Annotated in this window: 25 protein-coding genes; 14 read left to right on the top strand and 11 right to left on the bottom strand. The window is 43.0% G+C overall.

Going from position 1 to position 23,187, the window contains the following annotated elements:
• The 6 genes from NLP_RS32530 to NLP_RS32505 all read right to left on the bottom strand — a co-directional run bounded on the left by NLP_RS32530 (position 1) and on the right by NLP_RS32505 (position 5,742).
• A complete protein-coding gene (locus NLP_RS32530; RefSeq protein WP_104910314.1) occupies positions 1-642 on the bottom strand; it encodes a ParA family protein in 642 nt (213 codons plus the stop codon).
• A gap of 397 nt (positions 643-1,039) precedes the next feature.
• A complete protein-coding gene (locus NLP_RS32525) occupies positions 1,040-1,693 on the bottom strand; it encodes an alpha-ketoglutarate-dependent dioxygenase AlkB family protein (RefSeq protein ID WP_104910313.1) in 654 nt (217 codons plus the stop codon).
• Positions 1,694-1,723: 30 nt separating this feature from the next.
• Positions 1,724-2,638 (bottom strand): hypothetical protein, encoded by a 915-nt coding sequence (locus NLP_RS32520; protein WP_104910312.1) that lies wholly within the window; start codon positions 2,636-2,638, stop codon positions 1,724-1,726.
• Positions 2,639-2,677: 39 nt separating this feature from the next.
• A complete protein-coding gene (locus NLP_RS32515; RefSeq protein WP_104910311.1) occupies positions 2,678-2,932 on the bottom strand; it encodes a hypothetical protein in 255 nt (84 codons plus the stop codon).
• A gap of 4 nt (positions 2,933-2,936) precedes the next feature.
• Complete coding sequence (locus tag NLP_RS32510; protein ID WP_104910310.1) at positions 2,937-5,363, bottom strand: relaxase/mobilization nuclease domain-containing protein; 2,427 nt, start codon at positions 5,361-5,363, stop codon at positions 2,937-2,939.
• Entirely contained in the window at positions 5,344-5,742 is a 399-nt protein-coding gene (locus tag NLP_RS32505) for a plasmid mobilization protein (protein WP_234017417.1), read from the bottom strand. Before NLP_RS32505 ends, NLP_RS32510 begins: the two co-directional genes overlap by 20 nt.
• 454 nt (positions 5,743-6,196) lie before the next feature.
• Here NLP_RS32505 and NLP_RS32500 point away from each other — a divergent pair, with 454 nt between their 5' ends.
• The 5 genes from NLP_RS32500 (at position 6,197) to NLP_RS32480 (ending at position 8,976) form a co-directional block, all read left to right on the top strand.
• Complete coding sequence (locus NLP_RS32500; protein WP_234017422.1) at positions 6,197-6,736, top strand: hypothetical protein; 540 nt, start codon at positions 6,197-6,199, stop codon at positions 6,734-6,736.
• Positions 6,737-7,516 carry a hypothetical protein gene (locus NLP_RS32495; RefSeq protein ID WP_234017421.1) on the top strand — a complete coding sequence of 260 codons (780 nt, stop codon included), beginning with the start codon at positions 6,737-6,739 and terminating at the stop codon, positions 7,514-7,516. It begins immediately after the preceding gene.
• A complete protein-coding gene (locus NLP_RS35420; protein WP_234017420.1) occupies positions 7,516-8,253 on the top strand; it encodes a DUF6753 family protein in 738 nt (245 codons plus the stop codon). The genes NLP_RS32495 and NLP_RS35420 overlap by 1 nt, the downstream gene beginning before the upstream one ends.
• Positions 8,254-8,429: 176 nt before the next feature.
• A complete protein-coding gene (locus tag NLP_RS32485) occupies positions 8,430-8,726 on the top strand; it encodes an HNH endonuclease (protein ID WP_104910309.1) in 297 nt (98 codons plus the stop codon).
• A 7-nt stretch (positions 8,727-8,733) separates the two neighbouring features.
• A complete protein-coding gene (locus NLP_RS32480; protein ID WP_104910308.1) occupies positions 8,734-8,976 on the top strand; it encodes a hypothetical protein in 243 nt (80 codons plus the stop codon).
• Here NLP_RS32480 and NLP_RS32475 read toward each other — a convergent pair.
• The 3 genes from NLP_RS32475 to NLP_RS33950 form a co-directional block, all read right to left on the bottom strand.
• Positions 8,916-12,482, bottom strand: coding sequence for a PriCT-2 domain-containing protein (locus tag NLP_RS32475; RefSeq protein ID WP_104910307.1), 3,567 nt, complete (start codon positions 12,480-12,482; stop codon positions 8,916-8,918). The genes NLP_RS32480 and NLP_RS32475 overlap by 61 nt on opposite strands.
• 258 nt (positions 12,483-12,740) lie before the next feature.
• Positions 12,741-13,466, bottom strand: coding sequence for a hypothetical protein (locus tag NLP_RS32470; RefSeq protein WP_104910306.1), 726 nt, complete (start codon positions 13,464-13,466; stop codon positions 12,741-12,743).
• A gap of 39 nt (positions 13,467-13,505) precedes the next feature.
• Positions 13,506-13,673, bottom strand: a complete 168-nt coding sequence (locus NLP_RS33950; protein WP_158680648.1) for a ribbon-helix-helix domain-containing protein — start codon at positions 13,671-13,673, stop codon at positions 13,506-13,508.
• Between the two features lie 316 nt (positions 13,674-13,989).
• Here NLP_RS33950 and NLP_RS32465 point away from each other — a divergent pair, with 316 nt between their 5' ends.
• The 9 genes from NLP_RS32465 (at position 13,990) to NLP_RS32420 (ending at position 21,254) form a co-directional block, all read left to right on the top strand.
• Positions 13,990-14,559: a hypothetical protein gene (locus NLP_RS32465; RefSeq protein ID WP_104910305.1), complete on the top strand. Its 570-nt coding sequence runs from the start codon at positions 13,990-13,992 to the stop codon at positions 14,557-14,559.
• 589 nt (positions 14,560-15,148) lie between these two features.
• Positions 15,149-15,661: a hypothetical protein gene (locus NLP_RS32455; protein ID WP_104910303.1), complete on the top strand. Its 513-nt coding sequence runs from the start codon at positions 15,149-15,151 to the stop codon at positions 15,659-15,661.
• A 12-nt stretch (positions 15,662-15,673) separates the two neighbouring features.
• A complete protein-coding gene (locus NLP_RS32450) occupies positions 15,674-16,336 on the top strand; it encodes a hypothetical protein (protein WP_104910302.1) in 663 nt (220 codons plus the stop codon).
• A 46-nt stretch (positions 16,337-16,382) separates the two neighbouring features.
• Positions 16,383-16,658 carry a hypothetical protein gene (locus NLP_RS33945; RefSeq protein WP_158680647.1) on the top strand — a complete coding sequence of 92 codons (276 nt, stop codon included), beginning with the start codon at positions 16,383-16,385 and terminating at the stop codon, positions 16,656-16,658.
• On the top strand, positions 16,597-17,238 hold the full coding sequence (locus NLP_RS32445; protein ID WP_104910301.1) for a hypothetical protein: 642 nt from the start codon (positions 16,597-16,599) through the stop codon (positions 17,236-17,238). Before NLP_RS33945 ends, NLP_RS32445 begins: the two co-directional genes overlap by 62 nt.
• A gap of 64 nt (positions 17,239-17,302) precedes the next feature.
• Complete coding sequence (locus NLP_RS32440) at positions 17,303-17,872, top strand: hypothetical protein (RefSeq protein WP_104910300.1); 570 nt, start codon at positions 17,303-17,305, stop codon at positions 17,870-17,872.
• Positions 17,869-19,329: a hypothetical protein gene (locus NLP_RS32435; protein ID WP_104910299.1), complete on the top strand. Its 1,461-nt coding sequence runs from the start codon at positions 17,869-17,871 to the stop codon at positions 19,327-19,329. Before NLP_RS32440 ends, NLP_RS32435 begins: the two co-directional genes overlap by 4 nt.
• Before the next feature lie 438 nt (positions 19,330-19,767).
• Complete coding sequence (locus NLP_RS32425; protein ID WP_104910297.1) at positions 19,768-19,974, top strand: hypothetical protein; 207 nt, start codon at positions 19,768-19,770, stop codon at positions 19,972-19,974.
• 269 nt (positions 19,975-20,243) lie between these two features.
• Positions 20,244-21,254 carry a tyrosine-type recombinase/integrase gene (locus NLP_RS32420; protein ID WP_104910296.1) on the top strand — a complete coding sequence of 337 codons (1,011 nt, stop codon included), beginning with the start codon at positions 20,244-20,246 and terminating at the stop codon, positions 21,252-21,254.
• 249 nt (positions 21,255-21,503) lie between these two features.
• Here the strand turns inward: NLP_RS32420 and NLP_RS32415 are convergent, their stop codons facing one another.
• Together NLP_RS32415 and NLP_RS32410 are read right to left on the bottom strand one after the other, a co-directional pair.
• The gene (locus NLP_RS32415) at positions 21,504-22,019 is read right to left on the bottom strand and encodes a hypothetical protein (RefSeq protein ID WP_104910295.1); all 516 of its coding nucleotides are present in this window, start codon (positions 22,017-22,019) and stop codon (positions 21,504-21,506) included.
• Positions 22,006-23,187: a helix-turn-helix domain-containing protein gene (locus NLP_RS32410; RefSeq protein ID WP_234017419.1), complete on the bottom strand. Its 1,182-nt coding sequence runs from the start codon at positions 23,185-23,187 to the stop codon at positions 22,006-22,008. Before NLP_RS32410 ends, NLP_RS32415 begins: the two co-directional genes overlap by 14 nt.

Genomic DNA, 23,187 nt, shown 5'->3' with positions numbered 1-23,187 from the left:
TTAGGACTCTTGCTCACTTAACAGATCAATAATTCCTTGGGCTACTTGTTCGGCTCGTTGCTTCAAGGTAGGAAACGTGACCTCAGAAACAGCACGACCGTTATCACTTGCCTGACGGTAAGCAGTCTTTTCTGGAATTGAACCAGCCACTGTGACATATCCAGCTTTATGAATATATGATCTGCCCTCCTCAATTTCATTCTCCCGATCGCCGACTCGACATAAAACAAAAATAATTTTATCCGTAGAGATTTTGGCGTTTACCAATTCATGCGCCAACAGTACAGACGGTTTGAGATCATCCAGTGATAAACCAGTGGGTAAGACAAGTAAATCACTTGCACGGGCAATTTCTAAAGTGCCTTGCATGGAATGTGGTGGCCCGTCCATAACCATGAGGTCATAAACCGAGGCGTGTTTAAGTGCTTGCGCTACAGTGCGGAATGGTTCAACAGCAATCTCCGGCTGGATACCGTTTAATTCGCGGCGTTGTTTCCAATCCGTACTCGTACCTTGAGAAATATCTAGGTCGGCAATTTTTACATCCCAGCCAGCAGCAGAATATTCACGGGCAATAAGTCGAGCAAGAGTACTTTTACCCACTCCCCCTTTCTGTGAAATGACACCCACCAATACGGTCATCAAATTTCGTCCTTTCGCCCTATAGCGAATTAGTTATATCGTGTTTTCGCTTAATCGTACAGAGAGATTTCGTTTAAGCAAGAATTAGCGATTTAACGAAATAACGATTTCGTCCTTCAATCAAGGCGATCGCGGTCTTGGCTACCCCAGATTCTCATCACTATAGCTATTGATCAAGTAAGAAATTGCATTGTTTGCTTTTGTTTCTTACCGACATAGCATTCGGTTAAGACCGGAAAACGCCCAAAATGTGGATGCAAAGCTTACTTACAGATGTCCAACTGCGCTGTTAAGTTGCATTTTGCTGCTTACTTGTGTATCCGCCGAGATAACGGCAAAGTGGGACACGTCGTAAAGAAATTTTGCATAACGTACTTTAGTAATTTACTAACTTTATTCACTTTATGATTCTAAAAGTCAGGTTTATTCTTGGCATCACAGTTCTTGAAGTTTTAGCTATCTGATGCTGCCAATATTCCTGTGTTTTACCTTTCATAATTAAAAGGCTACCATTAGTTAAATTTAATTCTAATTTTTTTAAATTTTTATTATATTTATGCCTGAACTGGAGTTTTCTTTCACCTCCAAAACTAACAGAAGAAATGACTGGATATTTCCCTAATTCTTGCTCATCATCGGAGTGCCAAGAAATACTGTCTTTACCATCACGGTAAAAATTAAGCAAAACACTGTTAAAGGAGACTTGGGCTATCTCTTCAACTCTATCCTTAATAAACAACAACACTGGTGTCCAAGATATTGGATTCATCGCAATGTTTGAATATGTATAAGATTTACCAGTATCACCATACCAGGCAGTTAACCTGGGTAAGTCTATTTCTTTACCATAGCATTTGATCTTGTCTTGTCGCCAATTAACTTCCATGAATAACCTTTGGAGTATTCCGTCACTTTCCTCTTCAGTAAAATAGCTAGGGTAGAGGATAATTTCTGCATCAGGAACAGAAAGCTTGTCTACCTGCAAATTTGAAGGAAGTGCAGACTGTCCCCAAAGGTTAAGGCTTAACTGAGTATCCTTATCGTATTGCATTAAATAAACTAAATTTGCAATTTATTTAAGTTATTGCTTAACACCAATACTGTACACAACGTTCCAAGTTAAACGAGGCTTTCTTCTTTCTTGAATAGCATCATATATTCGACCTAACTTTGTTGGATCTTCACCAACTAGTTTACCATTTGGTGACTCAATGAATTTAGAAAGGACTAATCCTGATTCTCTAGCAATGTGCTGAATCTGTTGTTCCCACCTATATCCACGTCTTTCTATAAAAACAAATCTTGCTCCTGTAGGTGCAAATTTGGCGACTTGACTTAGAAAGGAGCGTAATCCAGGATCATCATTGAATATTTCAGACAATAAAAAATTTAATACATATATATCTTGCTTCCATACATCCCCAAGATAAGAGAATCGATCCAACTCAGTGACATCACAAGCTAAAAAATTACCTGATGGTATCATTGGCCATGTTGAGCGATTAGCACCATATAGATGCCTGAAAGACTCATTCACTTGATTTCTTATGCCGTACCACGAGCTTGCCCATTCCTGAACCTTGTCGAGCAGTTGAAAATCGACGCTGATAGAGACTCCAAGCTTTTGTTGCTCAAGAAACCTTGCCATAGCCATTAACTCTGTACCAGGCCCAGCACCAAAAGCACAAATTTTTACCTCGTGACGCTCTTTCGCAATTCCTAATACATAATTACGCAAGTCTTGATTTGATTCTAAAACGTGCTGAAAGGTGCTGGCATTGGCAGCAGCAACAATATACAGATATGCAAGTCGGCAAGCAGGATCTTGATAGTTTAGGTTGGGAACTTCATTGGAGTACCACTCTGTTTGATTGCGTTCAGCTTCCTCCAGAATAGACTCATAAACTAGGTCTACAGGTATTTCTAACTGATTCGAGATGAAATCAGTCTCTTTATCTATAACAGTGTTAAGTAACTCAAAAAAACTAATTGCCATGTGAAAAATCTTACATAACTAAAATAAAAGTATCATTTATTACAACAAAATTTTATCGTATAAATACTGATTTGGCATTAACACTATACTCAGTAATCCTATTTGACTAGTCAAGTGATCGCTGCCAGTAGTCAAAGCATCTTTCCAAGGTTTAAGAACTCGTGGCTCGGAGTCGGCGCAGCGGAGTGGCTTTTGCGGGCGTACAGGATCTAGTTGGCCTAACCAGTAATCTCCCTGCCCGTAAGAGCCACCGACTCCGAGAGCGTAGCGGTCACGAGTTCGTCGGGTCAACATGAGATTATCGACTAAACCCTCGTCCCCGTTGCTTTTGCTCCAACTCCTCTTGCTTCTGTTGTTGCTGTTCAATCAGAATCTCATTCCAAGTTAGCCCACTAGGTGCAATTCTTTTAGCCTGGGGTAAAATTTCCTGAACGACTTGGGCCGCTTCATTGCCTTGATCATCGTTATTAAATGCCACCCCAATCCTGTTGATGTTTCTGAGAAGTTCAAAGGGCAAGTTATTCGGGTCATCCACTGCTATGTACATTGTTCTAACTGGTGGTTGCCCCTTGTTTCCATTCCTGTCAATCTCTGCCATTGTCAACGCATCAATGGGGGAGTCACACAAGAATACTCTCTCGATTTTGTCGTCTGCCTCTCCACCCAATTTTAGGTGAAACCACCCCTCGGAGCGATCGCTGTTTTCGGGGTACTCCGTACAACGATTGTCAAGACGTGCGGTATCCCAAAGCAGTGCGCCTGACTTTTCACCGTTTAAATCCCGCTTGATAAAGACAACATTTCGGTGCTGGTCTATGTAACCCAACCCCTGCTGCTGTAATGGGTGTACAAGGAAGTTTGTTATACCGCGTTTTTGAGTCAAGAAATGCTGTAATACTGGGCGTAGGCTTTCATCCTCTGGCGGTGGTGTAAACTGGGGTTGTTCTTGTAAGTGTGCCAGTTGATTGTTAGCAATTAGTACCAATTCTCTGGCTTCATCAGTAGTCCATCCGGCTGGACTGGCAAAGATAATTTCTTCAACCTCCTCAGATGGCTTATTATCTAATAACGCCCGTATAGCGATTTCTTTATCTCGGTCAGTCACTAATAAGTTTTGCAAGTCGGCGCTGTAATACTCATATAACTCGGCTGAAAGATTATCTTTTAGCTTTGGTTCATCTGTGGTTATAGTTGGAGTTTGATTAAGAGCAATTGCGTCTACTGTTGTTTGCGATCTATGAAGTTGCTCCAAATAAACAATCGCTGCTTCCAGGTTGTCGAATATGGTTCTTCCGGCTGATTGCTGCTGATATTGAGAAAGTTGTTGTGTTAATTCTAATACTGTTTCAGTTAATGCTGATTCAACAGTCGATTGCTCAATATAATCAGAAATTGATGAAATGGCTCTCTTCTCTAGATATGATTGTAATTCAGTCGCAAGAACTGCATCCAGGTCATTGAATGTAGTTTTAGCTGTAATGAGTTCCTCTTTGTATTGAGAAAGTTGTTGCGTTAATTCTAATACTGTTTGGGTTAATGCTGATTCAACAGCCGATTGCTCAATATAATCAGAAATTGATAAAATAGCTCTTTTCTCTGTATGGGATTGTAACTCTTGAGTAATCGCCGCGTCTAGTCCGTCGAATGCGGTTCTTCTTGCTTGTAGCTGCTGCCGATACCCGGACAGTTGTTCTGTTAATTGTGGTAACGTTTCACTTAGGGAAGACTTTGTTAATGACTGCTCAATTTCTTGTAGTTCAAGATATCGGACAATTGCAGTAATCGCCTCGAATGACTGACTTGAACCTCGCTCAAGTTCTCGGACTGGGCTAGCTGTTAATGCCGAATCTTGTCGTGAGGTTTGTAACTGTTGGCTGACAACTGTTCGCTCTCTAGGATTTTTCAACAGATGCTCAATACGCTCATCATCCCGTTGTGGCTGGTAGTCAATCCCCTTATGTTTTTGTAAACCTGGGAATGTATAAGCAGGCCCCAAAGAAGTGCCGCTAAATTTCTGGTCATTCCACGAGTACGAGATGCCCTTACTTTTGCCGTTACGTGTTAAGCCGTGGCGAACTTCTACACCTTGTAATTGCAATCGCTCAACCAGTAGGGGCATAGTCGGTTTGTCTTGGGTAGCGCGGTCGATTAGTTCCTGGAGTTGTTGCTTAATAGGGCGTTCTTGTGGTGTAAGGCGCTCACCGTTGATATATTCATCATGTTCTCTTTCTAGCCGTTTTTGTTGTCCAATACTGGGATTACGCGATAATTTCTCATGGCTACTCTGGGTTTGTTGTAAGCCGTAATCTCGTTCTAGCTGCCGAATAATGGTTTCACTACGCTTGTAATCCCAGCTATCATGTACAATCTTCCCGTTATCTAACCGAATGCGACTAGCACAGATATGTATGTGGTCGTGTTCCGTGTTGCTGTGTCTGTAGACTACGTACTGGTTACTGTCAAAGCCCATCTCTTCGAGATAGCGGTTAGCAAGTTCGTTCCAAGTTGGTTCGTCTAGTCGCTCGTTTTCTGGTAGTGATAATGATGCGTGGTACACTACTCGGTCAGCTTCTGGGTTTAGTTGTCGGGAAATTTTGAATTCTCTGGCCAGTGCGCGGGCGTTATTGCCGCCCATGTTGCCACCAATGAGTTTGGCATCTTTCTGAGACTCCAAATAATTCAGCAGTCCTCGGAATCCTCGCCCTTTAGTCTGGTTGCCAATCATCTGTTTCCTCGTCCGATTCTTCGATGAAGGTATTGGCTATTTCCCGTTGGCAGTGTTGTAGCAGTTCTAGTAAATCTTGTAGAAGTTCTGGTGATGCTGGCGGTGGCAACTGCATTTTAATGGCGGTGTTGGTGGCTTTAGCCAGTTGGTTGATATTGTTGCCGATGCGTGAAAGTTCTAAGTATGTGTCTACTGTCACTCTGCCCAATCGCGGCGGTGGTGGTGGGATTGGTCGCAGTAATATACAACGTCTTGTTAATTCTGCCAAACTCATGCTCGTATCTTCCGCTTTTGAGCGAATCATCTCGTATTCAATTGGGCTGAATCGCACTTGTAACATTTTGGTGCGGACGAGTGACTGAGAAGAAGCTTTGGGCATAAGTCAAACAAAAGTTGATGTGGTTTTTGAGGGGGTTTCCAAAGTGGGGATACTTCCCCCTTTGGCAAGCCTGCCGAGTCGAGCGTAGCGAGGACACCCCGCAGGGGTAGGCATGGCTTGCTCCTTACCAGTCTTTCGGGGAGGCAGAAGGACTAGGGGAACTACCCGCGTGGGGGCAAAGTGCGTAATCTTCGGCTACCACCACGATGATATTACTAACGAGTTGACGTAAATTACAGTGTGGGTAATTATTGGTGATAACTATGTGATTTGTTTTTGATTAACTGTTCGTGAGTTATCTTACACGTTCTTAGTAATCACTGTTCAATCAGTTACGTTAATATCTATTGCTGTTTCTTAACTATTTGTTGCATTGATAATTACCTGTCTTTAGATAGATGCTGCATATTCAAGTAAAGTTTTAAACATAAACATTAGTTTGATTTTTATTCTTGTGGCTAAAGACAGTATTCCTAAGTCAAAGATTCCAGACGCTCTTGATGCTCTACGCGCTTTGGGTGCTAAGGAATTAGATGATATCCCGGCACGAGCGGCTATTAAAAAGATGCGCCGTCAAATTGAGCGGGTGCTTCGTCTGGGCTATAGCTACGAGGAAGTGTCTAAAACTTTAGCCCCTTTGGATATCAACATTAGTCCTGAACGTATCCGTTATTTACTTAACGATATTCGTCGGTCTACGCGCAAAAAATCAGTCACTCCTCCTAACCAAGAGAATACCAATACACAAGTTATTGATGAGCCGGCTTTAGACAAGAATTCGGCGATAGAGCAAAGCAGTAGTCAGTCCGTTCAAAAATCTCAGTCGAAATCAGAACCAGAATCAAAACCAGAATCAAAACCAGCTTCTTCAAAATCAACAACTTCTAAAACTCCTAAAACGGCTAAAAAGACCTCTGATGTTAAAGCTCCAGAGAATCAAAACTCCTCTCGTCCTGCTTTTGTGCCTCAAATCATTTCAGATGAGGATTTGTAGATGGTAGTCAAACCTAAACAATCGGCTGACCCAGTTCAGGAACAAAAAGCAACTGAACAGCCAAAAACTCTTGGGCGCTTGGTGTTGGTAACTGGGGATAAGGGCGGGACTGGTAAAAGTGTCATGGCTAGAATCCTACTCGACATTTACCGCCACAGAAATATCAACTGCATCGCTTATGAGTGTGACCAGTCTAATCCTCAGCTTTATCGCCACTACAACAAAGTTCAACCAGGGGTGCAAACGCTCAAACTTAATCAGCGCGGTGGTGCTGATGCTTTACAGGATGATTTAAAGCGTTTATCTCCTCAAGTTTCCCTTGTGGATCTGCCTGCTGGGGCTGCTGAGTATTTTGAGTCAGTGGCTAAGGATATTTTTCTGTTTCAAAATGCCCAGCGTTTGGGTTATCGCATCACTATGGTGTCTGTGCTGGGTCGAGTCAAAGATAGTCTATTGCAGTTAAAACGTCTGGTGGATTTCTGCGGTGATAAAGTTGATTATGTAGTTGTGAAAAACCTTTACTGGGGTGATGAACACAAGTTCACCCGCTACAACAATTCTAAGATAAAGCAGGCTGTAGAAGCACTGGGGGCAACTGAACTGTTATTGCCTGAGTTATATGACGATATTTTTGACCTCGTTGACTCGAAGGATCTTACTTTCAGGGAGGCGCTAGAGCATGACGATTTTAGTTTGAGTAATCAATCGAGAGTTTTTGGCTGGATTGATGCGGTTGAAACTGAGTTTTCTAAGGCGGCTATACAGTTGGGGTTAGAGTAATGGCTGTAAGTAATGGTAATGGCAATGGTGCGGTATCACATTTAGATAGGTTGCTATCAGAAAAGCCGCCGGAGTTTCAAGCGAAAGTCTTACGCTTTGCCCTTGATTCTGGGATGAAACAAGATGACCCAGCATTTCGGTTAGTGCAGTACATTGGTTATTTGGCACAACTGACAGAAACTGCACCAAATGATTGGAAATTATTATTTGAAAATTTACAGGTAGAGCTAAACGAATGGAGTCAACTGACGGCGGAGCAATTGAAGATTCAAGCCGACCACACGGAGAATATCAAAAATCTAGCGACCAGTTGCAATCAGCTAGGGACAGCCTTGAGCGCATTAAATTTAACGTCTCAGCAACAACTCAAGCAATTGACGAGCTTAACCAAACTCTCCGAGAATTTGAACAATATCTCCCCAAGGCAACCAGAGAAATTGAGCCAACCGTTGCAAGAACAATTGAACGAGATTCAGACGGGAATATCTCTGTTGAACCAAAAAGACGTGGAATCGGTCGTTAAAGGTTGGACTAGAGCTATTAGAATCTGGCTTGTCTCTCCGATCTCGTTTTTTATTCTATTTTGGATTTATTCACACCTTTTTCCGATCCCTACTCCTATTGAAACTACCGAGTCTCTACAGAAAATTTTGCAGAATACTGATTGGAGTAATGCCAAGCTTCAACGAGTTGAGAAAAATTTGGGGACAGATCCTAATCTTAGACGACGGCGGTAAAAATTTGTTGTTTCAAAGCGGATTCCCCAAAACTGGGTGTGCATTAGTCGTCTAAGTCAGGCAAATTTTTATTACTACCGCTATTAAGACTATCTAATAGCAGGAGTAATATTTTTTCAAACGTAGCCCAGCCCTAGAAGCATTACAATTCTCAAAGCTTTAGTTTAATTAAACTGATGACGTTCACCTATTCTCTATACCCAGATAATTGGTCAGACCTTGCGATCGCAGTTAAACAAGAGGCTAAATGGTGCTGTCAAAAATGTGGATTACAGTGCATTCCCCCTGGTGAAAAAACATCAGAGATTACACGCTCAAAACGCAGAGTGTACACCCTACAGGTTCATCATTGGGACAGAAATCCGGCAAATAACCACAGAGGCAACCTTATAGCTCTTTGCAGTGGCTGTCACCTTCATTACCATCAAGGTGGTAAATCAAATGTTTCACCGGGGCAGCTATCTTTGTGGTAAATAAGTCATGGATGATGATACTCAAGAACTAATCGCAATTCAGCAAGAACTTTCAGGAATCAGCTCACGCCTGAGAAAGATTTTTCCGTCAACTCATCCGCAATTTGACAGCGTGTTTGAAGACGTGGGTGCAGCTTCTTATTACATCCGCGAAGCTGGTTATCGTCTAGAATCAGTTCTTATGACTGTTCAAGGTGATAGTGCAGGTTCTGCGAGTGATGCAGAGAGTGGAGAAACTGAAATTGAATAAACTTCGGTGGGCAGACAACGAAAGAAAGTCATCAGTAAGTCAGCCCTAACAGCCGGGCTACATCTGTGTAAAACTCGCCGCATCGCTCTAGTACCAAAAACTTGGGCAACTTCCGCCATTGACTCTAACACGTGATCTGGTAATGACTCCGATTCAGCAATCAACATCGGGAAGTATGTACGGGCTAGCCACTTTTCATCGTCGTCTAAGTCAGCCAAATTTTTATTACTACCGCTATTAAGACTATCTAATAGCAAGAGTAATAATTTTTTAAAGTGCTGCCAGCCCCCCCATCTCTGGGTAAATCGGCTCACCCATCCTTGGGTAGTGTCTATGATTTTGGCGATCGCAGTTTGACCAATTTTCTGCTGCGACTCCCAAAGGTGGGTGAAGGCTTTGACGATGGCGTGACCTGTTTGCTGATCTCGGCTACCAGCTTCAATGCAGAAATCGCAGGCATCAACAACCTCTAATTTTACTCCTGGCAGTTCCCTTAAAAGGAAATTGAGGTCATAATCAGCGCAGAAGTAGAATGTTAGCTCCACATTGGGGCGACGATGTGAACGTAATCGCCCAATCTCTTGGATGATTTCTGCACGGATCAGGTCTGTGAGATACTTTTGGAAAGCGCTGTTTTTATCTTCCAGGTTGACCCTTTCACCAGTCATCACCTGATATTGTGCTGCTAAAACACCGATGTTTTGGTAGGGAATGCCAAAACTTGCGATCGCAGAAACATCACTAAACCGATTAACACCACGCCCATCGACAAAGTGACCGTATTCTGTGCGGCCTTCGGCTTGGGTTGCAATCTGTTTCCAATCGATAATGCCAAGGTTGGGGCAGAGTTCTTTCAAGGTTTCTTTGAGAGCATTAACACGGGCAGTAAGTGGAAGAGAGCGATTTTTGGGCAGTTTACCCAGCCCAGTAACGTTGACGACTTTTAAATTGCCGTAGTCTGGGCGTTGCTGCTCAATGACTAATACAGGATCATCGATGCCCAGTTTCAATTTCAACTTGTGAGATTTGAAAGTGGCATCAAGATAAATATTAAATTTGGCAGAGTTGGCCAATTCAGTATGCTTGGGGTTTCGGCGGTAAATGCTGAGTACACCCCATTGAGACTGAAAACTACCGTCACCCTTCCAAGCTTCCAGGAAGTCAGGCAACCAGTAATTAGGCAAGTCAAGAAACTCCCTACCAGCCGTTCGTGCGCTGTCTTTAACTACCTTTTTGGCAGCATAACGAGCCGCAGCACTTTTTTTGAGTTGTTTATCTTGGGTAATATCAATTGAGTCCAAGTCCTCTAAGAAAGTTAAATCAGGTTCTGAGGCTTGGCGAATCGCTTCGATATCTAAGCCTGTGGGGAAAGGGGGCAGCAGCGCACGGATGCTGGCATCATCGAACCCGTAGCGGTCAGTGGGTAAAAGGTGCTGAGTAAGCAGTTGGTGTAAAACTAAGAGTGCAGGTTGCAGCTGTGATAGAAGATTTGGTTCTAACAGTAGCAGTTTGCCCACGGTGGTTTCAAAATCGCCTTGGTTTACATCAACATTACGCACGGGCTTGATGAGTGTGCCAGCTTCTTCCCAGAACCGCCCAACAGTGAAAGTTTGGTCAGCAGCATTAGTTAAGGTAACTGGTGTAGAGTCTGGGTGCGCTCTGAGTTCAGAATAATTTTGAATTGCACTGCGCTTTTGAAAGCGGAATCCAAAACCGTCCCCGTAAGAAAAACGGCACTGATTTTTAAGGGAACAACCGCCACAGATGGGGCTGATGCCACTCTCTTCAAAATCAAGGCTGCTAAAATTCTTGTTACGAAATGCGTTAAATAAGTAAGTTCTGTGACAATTGCCGTCAGTGTCGGCAGTCTCACCCGCTTTAGTCCACAGTTTAAAATCCTCACCAGTAGGAGTTTTGCGGGTGGGGTCAAGTTTAAAGCCGTTGTGACGCACTGGTAAGTCAACAAAATTCGTCTCAATGGGCAGTGTAGATGGGTTTCTGTGGTTGGCATCCTGGTAAATTAGTTTATCAACACCGAATAGCCCCGCCGTCAGTTGCCCCGCGTTGTAAGACTTGCCCAGTCCTGGGTGGGAATTATCTAAAATTTGCGTCCACCCTTTAGAAACAGCTTCCACCCATGCGGTAATATGTTCTTCTGGCTGGCAGGAGATAGAGATATTGCCTGTAACTTCAGTTCGGAACGGGATATTGCCGGGCTTGTAAATAATTACATTGGGCAAAGGCGTGTCAATTTCGGGTAAGGGCTTTGGTGTTGGTGGGGCTTTAAATCCTTTAAATATCGAACTAAATGGAGCGATGCCTACGGCGGTAAACAACGCTTGCTTTAATAAATTTTGGAAGCTGCTTAAGTCCTCTCTGATTTGCCCAAGCTCCCACTGTTCACGGCTAATTACTCCTTGGTCGCGTTCGTTATATTCGTACTGCCGTTTAGGAAAGCGAAAACCATACTGTTTGGCAATGTGAAACAGTGTTCCGATCGTAATTCCCCCACGCCGAAAACTGCGAATCTTGGCGTGGATGTTCCAAGTTGAGCCTTTGATACTGGGCGACCACTGCTCGGCTATAATTTCCGCTTCTGATGCCCCATAATGGTTAACCAGTGCCATCAACACCTGACGGCATTCGTCATAGTTACCGCTTCCTGGGGTACGTGGTGGGATGAATGAAAGCGCATTCTGGATTAGCTGGTCAATATCCCAGCCTTCAGCGAGGGAAATCTCACGCCACTCTTTACGCCGTGATTCAATTTCTTGGATTCTTAGCTGATACTCAATACGCTCAATTTGCGCGATCGCGATCGCTTCACTTATCCATTCTGCTGGTAAAGTGGCTTCAGGGTTGACTAGCGGGAATTCTGCCTCTGTGCTGCCGTAGAAAACACGACTTGCATCTTTACAAGCTGGGTCATGGGGCAACTGCTGCATGAGGAAGCGTGTACAAGCTTCTACAGTGTCAGCGCCTTGGACATATTCGGGCAGAAGGAAAACCAACCGGAATTTATGCCAGTCTGGTCTGTGACTGGCGGTGGTGTAAATTAAAGCACAGTGTTTTTTAATGAAGGGATGGGCTAAGGCTTCTTCGATCGTTAATTGGTGATCGTAAACTTTGATGTAATTCCCGTTTTCGTCTTTAATCGGCTTGTCATAAGCATCACGGGCGATATTGGAATTATCAATGTCGAGTAGTAGCCACTGAGATCCGATAATATTGGCCTTACTGCGCCATTTACCATCCAACAAGCCAGCACAGATGGCGTGACCTGCTTTAATATGTTGCTGGACATCGGCTAGAGTGCCTTCTACATCAACGAAGTTGCCGGCCAGCTTCTTAAAGTCCCAGTCTTTGTTTGTGCCAGTAGCGTTAAACGCAAACTTGATTATGCGACTCTCAATCAACTCAAGTTTTGTCAAAGCAGCAGAAAAAGTTTCTGATTCAGCTGCTGACTGTGCTGATACTGAGGGATTAAATTGTTGTAATGGTAACATGAGAGCTATTCCTCCTGAAGTGTGCTGGAGGAATTGGAGCTATCCCGAAAGTAATCTTATATACAAGTGTTCAGAAATCGAATTTGATAAAATTCCTGAGTTGCCGTTTTTTGTGTAGCCAGTGTTACAATCGCTTAACACTCAAAAAGGTTTGATAAGATTACTATTAGGGATATTAATTAGGCGGCGAAACCTATACCCCAATTCCAATTGAAAGCCCGTTTGTCTCATCGAGACTTAGGGTTTTCAGCTTTTAGCCTATTCGTACTTGGCTAACCAAGCCTTGATGAACTCGGTTACTTCCTCCTCTTGAATTACAAACGTAGTACCTTTTCTCCTGAGAGCCAGAATTTTCATACTGCCCATCTCAGAATAAAGATGTGGGTTGTGGTCAGATGCTGCCTGAGTTGGACTCCATAAGACCAAAACTTTTCCTGTCGGTGTTTTTGTTACCTCTTTCGAGGACATTCCGAACAAATCTCTATTTTTAGTCAGCCATCTCTCGTAATCCGATAGCTCAACTAATGGGCAGGGTTTCCAGGTGGTTAAACCATTTTTATCTTTCTTTTTCACCTGTAGAATTTCCCTTTTTTCGTTGTAGACCACCTGACTATCTCCCCGTGAACGAATGGAGATAAACAGATGTGTCCTTCTCGGAAACCTAATAAACAAGTCGATGGGGTTCTTGTCTTCGGGCTTCAGCACTGGAAAGACTTGTATTTCCTCACTTTTAAACTCATCCAAAAGTAAGGCTGTTAATTTTTCCAACCGCGCAAGTTTTTGAGTTACCACCAACGGCTTGTAAGCCAATCCAAAAAGTAACCAGCCAAATGGATGAACTATGCCTCCTGTAGCCAGCGCAGCACCACCAGCCGCTAGAGCTTGAGTGGAAGCATAGTCTTTCGCCTCCCTAATCATCTCTAATGCCGCTTCGTTGTGCGGCGGGAGTTGAAAATCGCTTGGTGGGTCTTTCAGGGTCAACATTATACGCGATCGCCTTTTGTTTGCTCTGAGTCGATAATTTTATTTGTTCTCTTTTTTTTGTTCTTTATATTGAGCTATCCAATCCGCAAGTGCGATGCTAGCAAGATTGGAAACTGATCGTTGTTGCTCATCGGCAATTGCTTGTAGGTCGTCTAATAATTCCTGTGATGCCATATAAATTGTTAATCGTGGTTTTTTTGTAGCCATTACGCATAGAAAGTATGCTTTATGGAGCTATTAAATACCACTTCTAAGCTATTTGCAATTATTGTAAGCGGAGTGTTGACACTCTGCTTAACTTCACTTATTATATTAGTGTCAAGGTTATCGATACGTCAATAACTTAAGGCAGACGCAAGTAAGACCCAAGCGCAAAACGCTAAGGCGACTTCCTTTCGAGGGTTGTAAGGCTTGCAAGCGCTGTTTTGAGAGCATTCAACTATTCACAGCAATATCTGCATTGCGTCCGTTCATTTTCTGCGGTCGCGGTAATTGTGCGTGTCTGCATCACGAGAGAGGATTCATGTATATCAATTTACGCAACTTAGAAGCAATCAACGAACTACCCCTTCAGAGAACAATGCTTAATCAAAATCAATTACGAAGGTTAGAAGCAATAGATCGCTGGCTCAGAGAAATCCGAGATTCTGAAGAATTCAGCCAACTGGAATACTCCCCAGATGTGATGCTAGGGGATGCAATTCAAGCAGTAGGCGAACTATTGGACTTTCACGTTCCCTATGATTACAAGCCCACAAATTTTACTGATTCGGAGTGGCATTCATATCTAGAACAGAAGCCAGTAATCCACATTCGCCGTGTGAAGAATTGGCGTGAAAAGATTAACTCATTCATACTCGATGCTGCGTCAGAAGTAGCAATTGTGAGCTTGGTAACTACTAGTTTTATGGTTGTTGGTTCTATCTTTTGTCACGGCTTTGACCGCATTGAGGAAAGTAGAGGCGATCAATATCAACCCACATGGATCTACAACGCCAAAATTTTTGAAGGAAGTGCCATCGCATCTATATCGGTCTTCTTAGGTGCAAGCTTAACAGGCGCGTGTGTCGCGGGAGATAAAAATGATGATTGATAAAGAGCTTGTAGGATGCGTCACGCTATTGAGCCAGAGCAAAACTTACTGGATTAATGGAACCTTGTACAGATATTTAACCAGTAGCGACAGTATCAGATATACCCAGTACTATTTCCGTCCTTTACCGCGTCAGTCTAAGAGTGCTGACTTAAAGCTCAATCGGGACAAGGTGCTAAGGCGCTGCTACGAAGTGCCGAGCTTATATAAACAGCACACAGCAGAGATAAATCACAACTCAATACAGCTGAGTTTGTTCTAAACCTTGGTAACATCTACCACCGCGCAAAACGTTCAAAAGCAAAGTTACAAGCGCGTCAACTAGTCCAAAAGGGGCGTATTCGTGGGGGTAAACGAGAAAGTGTCAGTATGTCATCAAAGCTGACAAACCTTGTTATTACGTGGTTATAGCCGATAAAACCAAGGCTAAAACATTTGTCTAAAGTCCAAGATCCAAGGTTATTGATAGTGCCTAGCTAATTTGGTGTATCAGGATAACTGTTTCTAGCTAAATAAGCCTGTCAAATAACTGGAATTTACGGATAGTCGGTCAATTTTATACACACTCAAGTAATAAAACAGAGTTAATGTGGCAACAAAAAAATATGTAGCTAAGTATCGCTTGCTCAAAGAAACTTACGAGGGCATCACGGGAAAAGGCATTTCAGATATCACTTGGTATCGCACAGTCGCATCCTTAAAACAATATTTGTCGCTCTCCATTGAATCCGAAAAAGCCATAAGCATTGTTGAAACCTATGCTCTTATGAAGCGTAAGTGTTCAGCCTTTTCTTTTAGAACCTCTGATTTTAGTGAACGCTGGCAAGCCTTTAAACACTTCTATGATGCCGAAGAAGTTCAATACACAGGTCAGCAATTCCTAGTCGCGCTGGCAGACTATCTAAAAATCAATCTTGACGATGTACCACGCAGCACTCGTTATTACTGGTTTAGCCAAGCAAATCTAAGTTATAACGCCCTTCACTCATATCAGAGCAAAGATTTAGCCCTTGTTGCGTTTGTTGCTGCTAAATGGGCAATCAACAAGCGTTCACAACCTCGGAAATCCGCAACCATCGAAGTTTTAACACTAGCCCTTTAAGGAGCAATCATTATGTCTGACAAATTTACTAATAACGTCCGCGCTCGTTTGTACAAACAGGGTTATCAAGGATTTACCAAGGACGATTACACAACGGCAGCGATCGCTGTCGAGTGCGATGACCTTGACAATCCCACCAAAGAGCAATTGAGCCAAGCCGTTGACTATCTCAAAGTCAAATCGACAAGCCAATTATCTGTAGTTGATGAACCCGTTGAAGAAACGTTTTTCTCACAAGTAGAAGAGGAACACCCAGAACTTGATAACAGTCAGCTTACAATCGCTTCAAGAGAGATTAACAGCATCACTGTAACTAGTGAAGATAAGCGTCAGATTGTAACAGCCCAATCATCCGCGCTGGGGTTTGAGTTAACTGAACAAGAAACATTGAGCATTGCTGAAAACGTTGACGACACTTTTACCGACTACAGCCAATTCATCAGTACTGTAACGGCTGCAATCAAGAACTACGTTGATCAGAAATTTGATGTCATTGAGCAATCATTTGAGACTAACGCCCAAGACTTGCGAGAACACGTAAGCAACAGGGCTTCTAGATTGAACCAAAAGGTTAATAACTTCTCAGGAGACATCAAAGCGGATATGGGAGTCATCCGCCAAAACATTAAAAGCACCCAATTCTCAATCCTCGCAAGGCTTAACGCGGCTCAATAGTAATGACTTGACGCTGCGAGAGTGCTTGTTTATTCGCTGGATGAGAATGAGCTACTTCTCAAGAATTGCTGTTAGTTTGTGTGCGCTCGGTGCTGTGATTTTACCCTTGTACAACTGCTTGTATCTGCCAATGCTAGAGCAATCAAGCTATCAGCAATATCTCAAACGAAAGTCAACTATTGAGCAATATGTAAGGCGAATGGAGTATCACTGCAACAAAATATTTACCCCATCAAAGGAATATCGCTGTGAAAAGTTCAATGAAGCTAAAGAATCTGGTAACTTCCAAATCACGCCACCTAGAGCGCCAATTAAAAACTAAATTCAATGCATCTACTAACTTAGTAGTCAGATCGCTAACAGGTGATAAATCAGCCCTAAAGCTGATAGGGCAAATGGGTAATGACGGGGCGAAGATTAGCGAATTTGCCCCACAGGTTAGAGAGCAGATGCTAGCTGCTCTCAAAGGGACTGAGGACTTAAACGTAGTCCTAAGCGACATCTACAAACAAGCTGGTGTAAGCGGCGAGAAGATTGAAAGAGCAGTGCAGTCAGCGATTTTAGCTGATACTCATCTAGCTAACATCCTAGAAGAGATGAAGCTTGATTTCGCTTCATCCAAGGAGAAAGAAACGCTACGCCATCAACAAGCAACAGACCATCTATTGCTGAAAGCATGGGTGGACAAACACATGATGCAAGTTGACGGTGAATATAAGATGTTGCAGGCAGAATTGCAGACAGATATTAGACAACAAACAATTGACCTACAACATGATAGAGAACTGGGCAAGTATTACTTAGAAATGGGTGATAACGCTCGTGATGATTTCAAGCCGAAAAAACAATATGCAGGGCGCTCGATTGTACAAAAAATCAAGGATGCCCTACTAGGTTTCTAATAGTTAAAGCCCGACAGCCACAGCCGAAAGTGACTGTCGGGCAAATAAATATCCTGACAGTAATATGACATACGACATTGAAGAGTCACAAGAAGAAGTAGTAAGCGAAATCGCCCCAGATACGCCGTTACCAAAAGACTTGATATCACACCTGGAATCACGCAATCAGCACCGCAAAGACGTTATCAATACAACTGAAAAATTGACGAGATTCTTTGTCGGCTGGTCGCTAAATTCTACGGGATTCTTGATAGCTAAATATCTCTTAATAACTGGCGGTAGCGTTAATCTCTGGCTGGCAATTTCGCTCTCATTTTCTATATGCAGCGTTGGCTCTCTCGCTGGGCTGACAGGCTTGAGAGTTAATTACAACAGTGACGGACTAGAGGTAGATAATATGCAAAATGTTTTAAAAACTGCTGGGGGCTTGGTGTTTGCAGGTATCACAACTTGGCTAGCAGTCAAAGACCATCAATATTTTGAGAATTTGACTAAAGAAACAGTCACGCAGATTAGCCAAGACATCCAAACCATTGAAAAACAGAATCCACAATCAGACCCTTGGCTAAGTATTGCAGTCGCGTTGGCTTTATTCATTGGTTCCATTGCAATTATTTTTAAGGGGCGGGAATGAAACAGGGTGTTTTCGAGTTAGCACTGGCTGGTGTGTGTGGTGTAGCCGCAATCATCGGGCTAGCAACATCGCAAACACGTCAGCCTTACGATCTGACACAAATTCAATTTTGCCCAAGGTCAGCAAACGGCGTACACAGTCAAATAGCGCTAGATAAGCGTTTTTGCAACCAGCCGCGTTTTGTCCTGACTGAAGAATGGCATCGCTACGGATTGTATGGCAGCATCATTCCCTACAAGGGCGATGCTATTCAATGGGTGCGTGATTTGCCTACAGACAACCCTAATCAGTTGTTAGGATATGGGATTGCAGTTATTGGGCTATGGGGTGTCGTGGGTTGCTTGCTTGTGCGTTCGCAACGCCTCAAGCGCACGGATTATGAACTGGGCGAACTCGAAAAGACTGGCGACTATGCAACTTGGCAGCATAATAAGTACAAACGTGAAATTAAGCAGCATTCAACCCAGCTTTATAGTGAACGCTTGAAAGATGGATTAACTGACCTAGACGTTCATTCTCGTAAAGAATTAGGGCTAACCGATGAGGAAAACGAACGCGCTAAAGCTCGAATTCAGCTAGAGGACTTTATGAAAGCCCGTGCTGTTAATCATTCTGTGATGGATAAAACCATCTCTGAGAACCTGAGAGACAGGGCGAAAGCGGAGCAAGAACGCGGCAAGATTGAGGGTAAAACCAAGGGCGCGATCGCAGAAAATGACAATCAGCAATCAGTTGACCAGCAACGAGCAAATGAGCTTATAGAAGCGCTTAAAGGGCATGAAGACGGATGGTTGTGGAAGATTATCGACAACTTAACCCCACTGTGGTTAATCGGTCGCCAGGGGTCAGGTAAAACTTACACGAGCGCGGCTATAGCTCTTGTTAGAAAGCATTGTTTAGGAATTCCTATCTACTACTTGATTGACCGTCACGCGACTGGCGATAACTCCAAAGCATGGCGATATCTTGATACTCAAAATATTGCCGAGTCCGAGTTAGAGATAGGTACTGCGCTTGATACTCTCTGTGAGCATTGGCTATTAAGAATTAAAGGGAAAAATGACCTAGAGCAATCTGCAACTATAACGCCTGAACAAGTGCTTATTGATGAGTACACCAACCTGAAATCGTTGATTGGTGAACCCGCAGAAAAGTTTTACAAACTGCATCTGACAGACACTAGAAAAGCAAAAGTTCATGTTACTGGTATCACCCACAATGACACGAATTCAAGCTATCCCGAAGGTACGCAAGCCATGAGGGAGGCAGGTACAATCCTCATTCAAAAATTCTCAGCTAACGGTAAAACCCCACTGTCTAGAGTCAAGATTGTTCGCGGTTTGCTTGATGACAATGGCGAGGAATATCTAGAGGCAGAGCGTACACTGCCTAGCTGGTTTAACCCAGAGGATATTTACAACCATTTCAACGGTAAGCCGATTTCTTTTGATACTTAGCTCTTCACTGTTAATTAATTTATGGAAATAGGTGAATACTATGCACCCAATAGAATTTAAGAAAAAGTGGCAATTAACTTATAACGATCTAGCACTTGTCCTGGGTTATGAAAGTGATTTCACTGTCCGTTGCTGGGGGATAAATGGAGTCCATAAGCGCAACCCTCAAAAAGTTGTTTATGTTGCTTGTCGCCTTCTAGATGAAAAATGGTCAGCTGAGGGCAAACAAATAGATTCTTACCTTTGATAATTTATATCCGCGTGTCTGCTAGATACCTATTAGACACATAAATAAATAAATTGACCAAAGCTAGAGTGCGGGGTAAGTCAAAGATTTATTGATGGTTATGCACAAGTTTTCTATTTTTTCTGATACCCCGTTATAAGTCAAATGTCCGCTAGACACTCCTAATTAATTACTTGAAATAGGTGAATACTATGCACCCAATAGAATTTAAGAAAAAATGGCAGTTAACTTACGACGAGCTTGCACTTGTTTTAGGTTATCAAGGTGATTATACTGTTCGTTCCTGGGGTACGAATGTCAGACACAAGCGCAATCCTCAAAATGTTGTTTATGTCGCTTGTCGCCTTCTAGATGAGAAGTGGTCAACTCAGGGGAAACTTGTGGATTCTTATCTTTGACTATACTTTTTTAAACTAGGATTATTCACCCCTTCAGCAATTATTTATTAAGCGGGTGCTTGACCGGAAGAGGCAAACGAGCCACGCAGTGGCGATGTGCGTCTGAGGTCAAGCACCTGCAACTTATTTAATCCGTCAATCTCTTGAGCCAAGGAAGTAACATAATTGATTAAGTAACTGAAATCTAAGACTCATCTAGGCCCATGCAGCTGCATAATAAACATTGGTATTGGAAACAGCCATTCCCAATACCGCAGCTAGGGTGGGTCATGAGCAAAGATACAGAACCCGTTGAGTTAGTTGTAGTCCAAAAATTAGAAAATGCCCTCAATGCGAAAATTGAGGCATACTTTGCTGGTGTAATTGACTCAGATCCCGACGTGTTGGAGGAACTGCTTAAATCCAAAAATAGTGAGGGAACCCGTCGGGCTTACCGCAAAGATATCAACGATTTTTTTACTCGCATGACTGGGCGATCACCTCAGCGCGATTCTATCCTGGAGTTTTTGCATCTGGAGGGACACAAGGCTACCCTGGTAGTTACTAAATACAGAGCCATACTCAATGAAGCTTCCCTAGCACCTAACACGATAAACCGCCGACTCGCGGCCATCAAGTCTCTGGTTGCTTTTGGCCGAAAGCTGGGTGTATGCAACTATGCTGTGGATGTGGACAGCATCCCAGTGCAGTCATACCTCGACACTAGCGGTTGTACAGGCGAGGAATTTTTGACAGTCATTAAGGGGTGCGATCGCTCGACTAAGGTAGGGAAACGGGACTATGCTTTGCTGCTCCTACTGTGGGGCAATGCTTTGAGGAGAAATGAGATTAGCACCTTGGACTTGAGGCATTTTGACGGAAATAAGGGGACGCTATCAATTTTGGGTAAGGGCAAGCAAGTACGAGTGACAATTAACCTGCCAAAAGTCACGGTCATTGCGATTACTGATTGGGTGATTGCCCGTGGTGGTGATATGTCTTCATCGCGTCCGATGTTTACCTCGGTGGACTTTCAAAATTATGGTAACAGGTTAACCGGGGATGGCATTTATAAAATAGTTAAACGCTTGTTTAAACGGGCTGGTGTTGAAAAACACATGAGTCCGCACCGTTGCCGCCATAGTGCTATTACAGCTGTACTTGAAAAAACTGATGGCAATGTCCGCAAAGCCCAGAAACTCAGCAGACACGCTAAATTAAATACGCTCCAAATTTACGACGATAACCGCAATCGCGATCAACTGGAGATGTCTGAATTATTGATGGATGGGTTGGATTGAATGGGTTGCCACACTATATAAGCATTTCAGAAACACTTTTTGGGTGGTTCAATTTTGCCAAAATTGAAGTTTTTTAGGTAAAGCCCAGTAGTTATTCAACGAAATAATGGTGGTTTTATGCTCTTTAAAAGATAATAATTCAGTTTCGTTTTAGGCAAAGATGGGTTTAAAGTGTATTTCGTTCCGTTACTAATAAACCTCTTTTACAACCAAATCTTATATGGCACTTAGTCTAACCACATTTGATTTTTAGCTAGTGCCATACTTCTGTAAACTTGTTGTCCAATCTGCCAAAACTCTGGGAGAAATGTGTTTACCCCGCTCCTTGATTAATGAATCAGCCATTGCCGTCACCTCTATCACTGTTTTGTGTCCTGTCTCTACCATCTCAGCTAATAATCGCAGTGTTCTAGTGTAGGTAACACCGTATGCCTTGCAGGTTTCAACAACTAGCCCGTCATCACTAGCACAAATCAGCAATTGATGACGGGCAATGGCAATCGTAGATCGATCCGCGACACTTAAAAGGGGCGCTCTAACGTTAAATTCCAGAAAACTGGCAAACATCTCTTCTGTGGAAAGAGCCAGAGGTGTTAAGTATTGGTTAGCAGCTTGACGAGTTTGGGTTTCCAGTTGATCTGAGTCTAGAAGTTCCTGGGCAATGTACAACGGGCTGTAGTGCTGTTTTAGCCACCCCCACTCGTTCAGCCAACGAAAATCAATGAGTGCTGTTGCGTCAAGAATTGTTCCGTTAAGCGACTGCATAAACCTCATTTTCTTGACGACGCACCCGCAGTTTTTCAACAGTTAAGTTGAGAAGTTCTGCTGCTTTCATCTCTGAAATCTTGCCCAATTTTAAGGACTGCCAAATTAGAAATTCATAACGTTCATTTTCTGGATAATCATCCGCAGGCAGTGCTGGTGGTAATTCCATTGAGTTTTGCAAAGATGCACCATTATGTTGCTTTTTATAAATAGCACATATTTGGGCTTTCTCTTTAGCAAAATCAATGATTTTCATTTCTGCTAAACGATTCAAGATGACTAGGTAACTTACCCGAAAATGCCGTTTGAGTTTGACAATATCTTTGGTAAGTGAGTATATCTGCTCAAATTCAGCTTGAGGAACAAGTAGGTGACTGGCAAAGTAATCAGCCACCTTTTCTCGTGCTTTTTCTTCTTCTTTGGTTCCTTCTTCAATCAGGGTGTCTTGGTACTCTACACGGTGAAAGATTAGATGTCCAATTTCATGTGCAAGGGTAAATAATTGACGTTCAATGGTGATGTTATGGGTATTTACCAAAACAAAAGCACCTTCAATATCACTACAAGCACTCAGACCAAAGAAACCTTTAATGGGAACGGAGGAGCGTAAAACTTTTAAGCCGATTTCTTCTACAGACTGAAACAGGTTGGCAATGGGAGCATCTCCCAAGCCCAGACGATGGCGAAACAAAGCAGCTATTGTCTGAATGTGCTTTTCGTTGCCTTCTACTTGATGGCAAGGTGTACTTTCCGGGGTGTAGGTCGGTAAGCCAACGGCTTGTTCTAGGGCGTTATAAGTTTGCAGCATTCGTAGCACTTGGGCTGCAAACTGGGCATTTTTGTCAAAGGAAACATGAGCGCGGAACCGGAAGTTGGGTAGTCCTTCACCTTGTGAGCGTAGCAAGTCATCGAGTGTAATGCCCAAAACACTCGCCAGAGCAGAGAGGATTTTGCTGTCTGGTAAAGTTTTGGCGTTCTCGTAGTTATTGATGCTCTGGCGAGTTACCCCGGTAGTTGCAGCAAGTTGCTCTTGAGACAAGCCTAGACTTTTACGGTAGCGGTTCAGGTTCGCAGCAATGATCTCTTTCATGGCTGATTCTTGAGAGCGATTGCTATAGGTGTCAAAGTTGTTGATACTATTTTCTTTAATTATAATAGAAAATGTCAA

Origin of the sequence: Nostoc sp. 'Lobaria pulmonaria (5183) cyanobiont' (assembly GCF_002949795.1) — a bacterium.
Classification (GTDB): domain Bacteria; phylum Cyanobacteriota; class Cyanobacteriia; order Cyanobacteriales; family Nostocaceae; genus Nostoc.
This window is presented reverse-complemented; position numbering and strand designations above follow the sequence as displayed.

What these genes read in the sequence shown, in the direction of transcription:
- NLP_RS32510 (WP_104910310.1), bottom strand. Translation starts at nt 5,363, where the DNA reads ATGATTGGCAACCAGACTAAAGGGCGAGGATTCCGAGGACTGCTGAAT.
- NLP_RS32495 (WP_234017421.1), top strand. Translation starts at nt 6,737, where the DNA reads ATGGTAGTCAAACCTAAACAATCGGCTGACCCAGTTCAGGAACAAAAA.
- NLP_RS33950 (WP_158680648.1), bottom strand. Translation starts at nt 13,673, where the DNA reads ATGGCTACAAAAAAACCACGATTAACAATTTATATGGCATCACAGGAA.
- NLP_RS32425 (WP_104910297.1), top strand. Translation starts at nt 19,768, where the DNA reads ATGCACCCAATAGAATTTAAGAAAAAATGGCAGTTAACTTACGACGAG.
- NLP_RS33945 (WP_158680647.1), top strand. Translation starts at nt 16,383, where the DNA reads ATGAGCTACTTCTCAAGAATTGCTGTTAGTTTGTGTGCGCTCGGTGCT.
- NLP_RS32445 (WP_104910301.1), top strand. Translation starts at nt 16,597, where the DNA reads ATGAAGCTAAAGAATCTGGTAACTTCCAAATCACGCCACCTAGAGCGC.
- NLP_RS32440 (WP_104910300.1), top strand. Translation starts at nt 17,303, where the DNA reads ATGACATACGACATTGAAGAGTCACAAGAAGAAGTAGTAAGCGAAATC.
- NLP_RS32420 (WP_104910296.1), top strand. Translation starts at nt 20,244, where the DNA reads ATGAGCAAAGATACAGAACCCGTTGAGTTAGTTGTAGTCCAAAAATTA.
- NLP_RS32525 (WP_104910313.1), bottom strand. Translation starts at nt 1,693, where the DNA reads ATGCAATACGATAAGGATACTCAGTTAAGCCTTAACCTTTGGGGACAG.
- NLP_RS32435 (WP_104910299.1), top strand. Translation starts at nt 17,869, where the DNA reads ATGAAACAGGGTGTTTTCGAGTTAGCACTGGCTGGTGTGTGTGGTGTA.
- NLP_RS32515 (WP_104910311.1), bottom strand. Translation starts at nt 2,932, where the DNA reads ATGTTGACCCGACGAACTCGTGACCGCTACGCTCTCGGAGTCGGTGGC.
- NLP_RS32465 (WP_104910305.1), top strand. Translation starts at nt 13,990, where the DNA reads ATGTATATCAATTTACGCAACTTAGAAGCAATCAACGAACTACCCCTT.
- NLP_RS32415 (WP_104910295.1), bottom strand. Translation starts at nt 22,019, where the DNA reads ATGCAGTCGCTTAACGGAACAATTCTTGACGCAACAGCACTCATTGAT.
- NLP_RS32470 (WP_104910306.1), bottom strand. Translation starts at nt 13,466, where the DNA reads ATGTTGACCCTGAAAGACCCACCAAGCGATTTTCAACTCCCGCCGCAC.
- NLP_RS32480 (WP_104910308.1), top strand. Translation starts at nt 8,734, where the DNA reads ATGGATGATGATACTCAAGAACTAATCGCAATTCAGCAAGAACTTTCA.
- NLP_RS32520 (WP_104910312.1), bottom strand. Translation starts at nt 2,638, where the DNA reads ATGGCAATTAGTTTTTTTGAGTTACTTAACACTGTTATAGATAAAGAG.
- NLP_RS32530 (WP_104910314.1), bottom strand. Translation starts at nt 642, where the DNA reads ATGACCGTATTGGTGGGTGTCATTTCACAGAAAGGGGGAGTGGGTAAA.
- NLP_RS32475 (WP_104910307.1), bottom strand. Translation starts at nt 12,482, where the DNA reads ATGTTACCATTACAACAATTTAATCCCTCAGTATCAGCACAGTCAGCA.
- NLP_RS35420 (WP_234017420.1), top strand. Translation starts at nt 7,516, where the DNA reads ATGGCTGTAAGTAATGGTAATGGCAATGGTGCGGTATCACATTTAGAT.
- NLP_RS32450 (WP_104910302.1), top strand. Translation starts at nt 15,674, where the DNA reads ATGTCTGACAAATTTACTAATAACGTCCGCGCTCGTTTGTACAAACAG.
- NLP_RS32505 (WP_234017417.1), bottom strand. Translation starts at nt 5,742, where the DNA reads ATGCCCAAAGCTTCTTCTCAGTCACTCGTCCGCACCAAAATGTTACAA.
- NLP_RS32485 (WP_104910309.1), top strand. Translation starts at nt 8,430, where the DNA reads ATGACGTTCACCTATTCTCTATACCCAGATAATTGGTCAGACCTTGCG.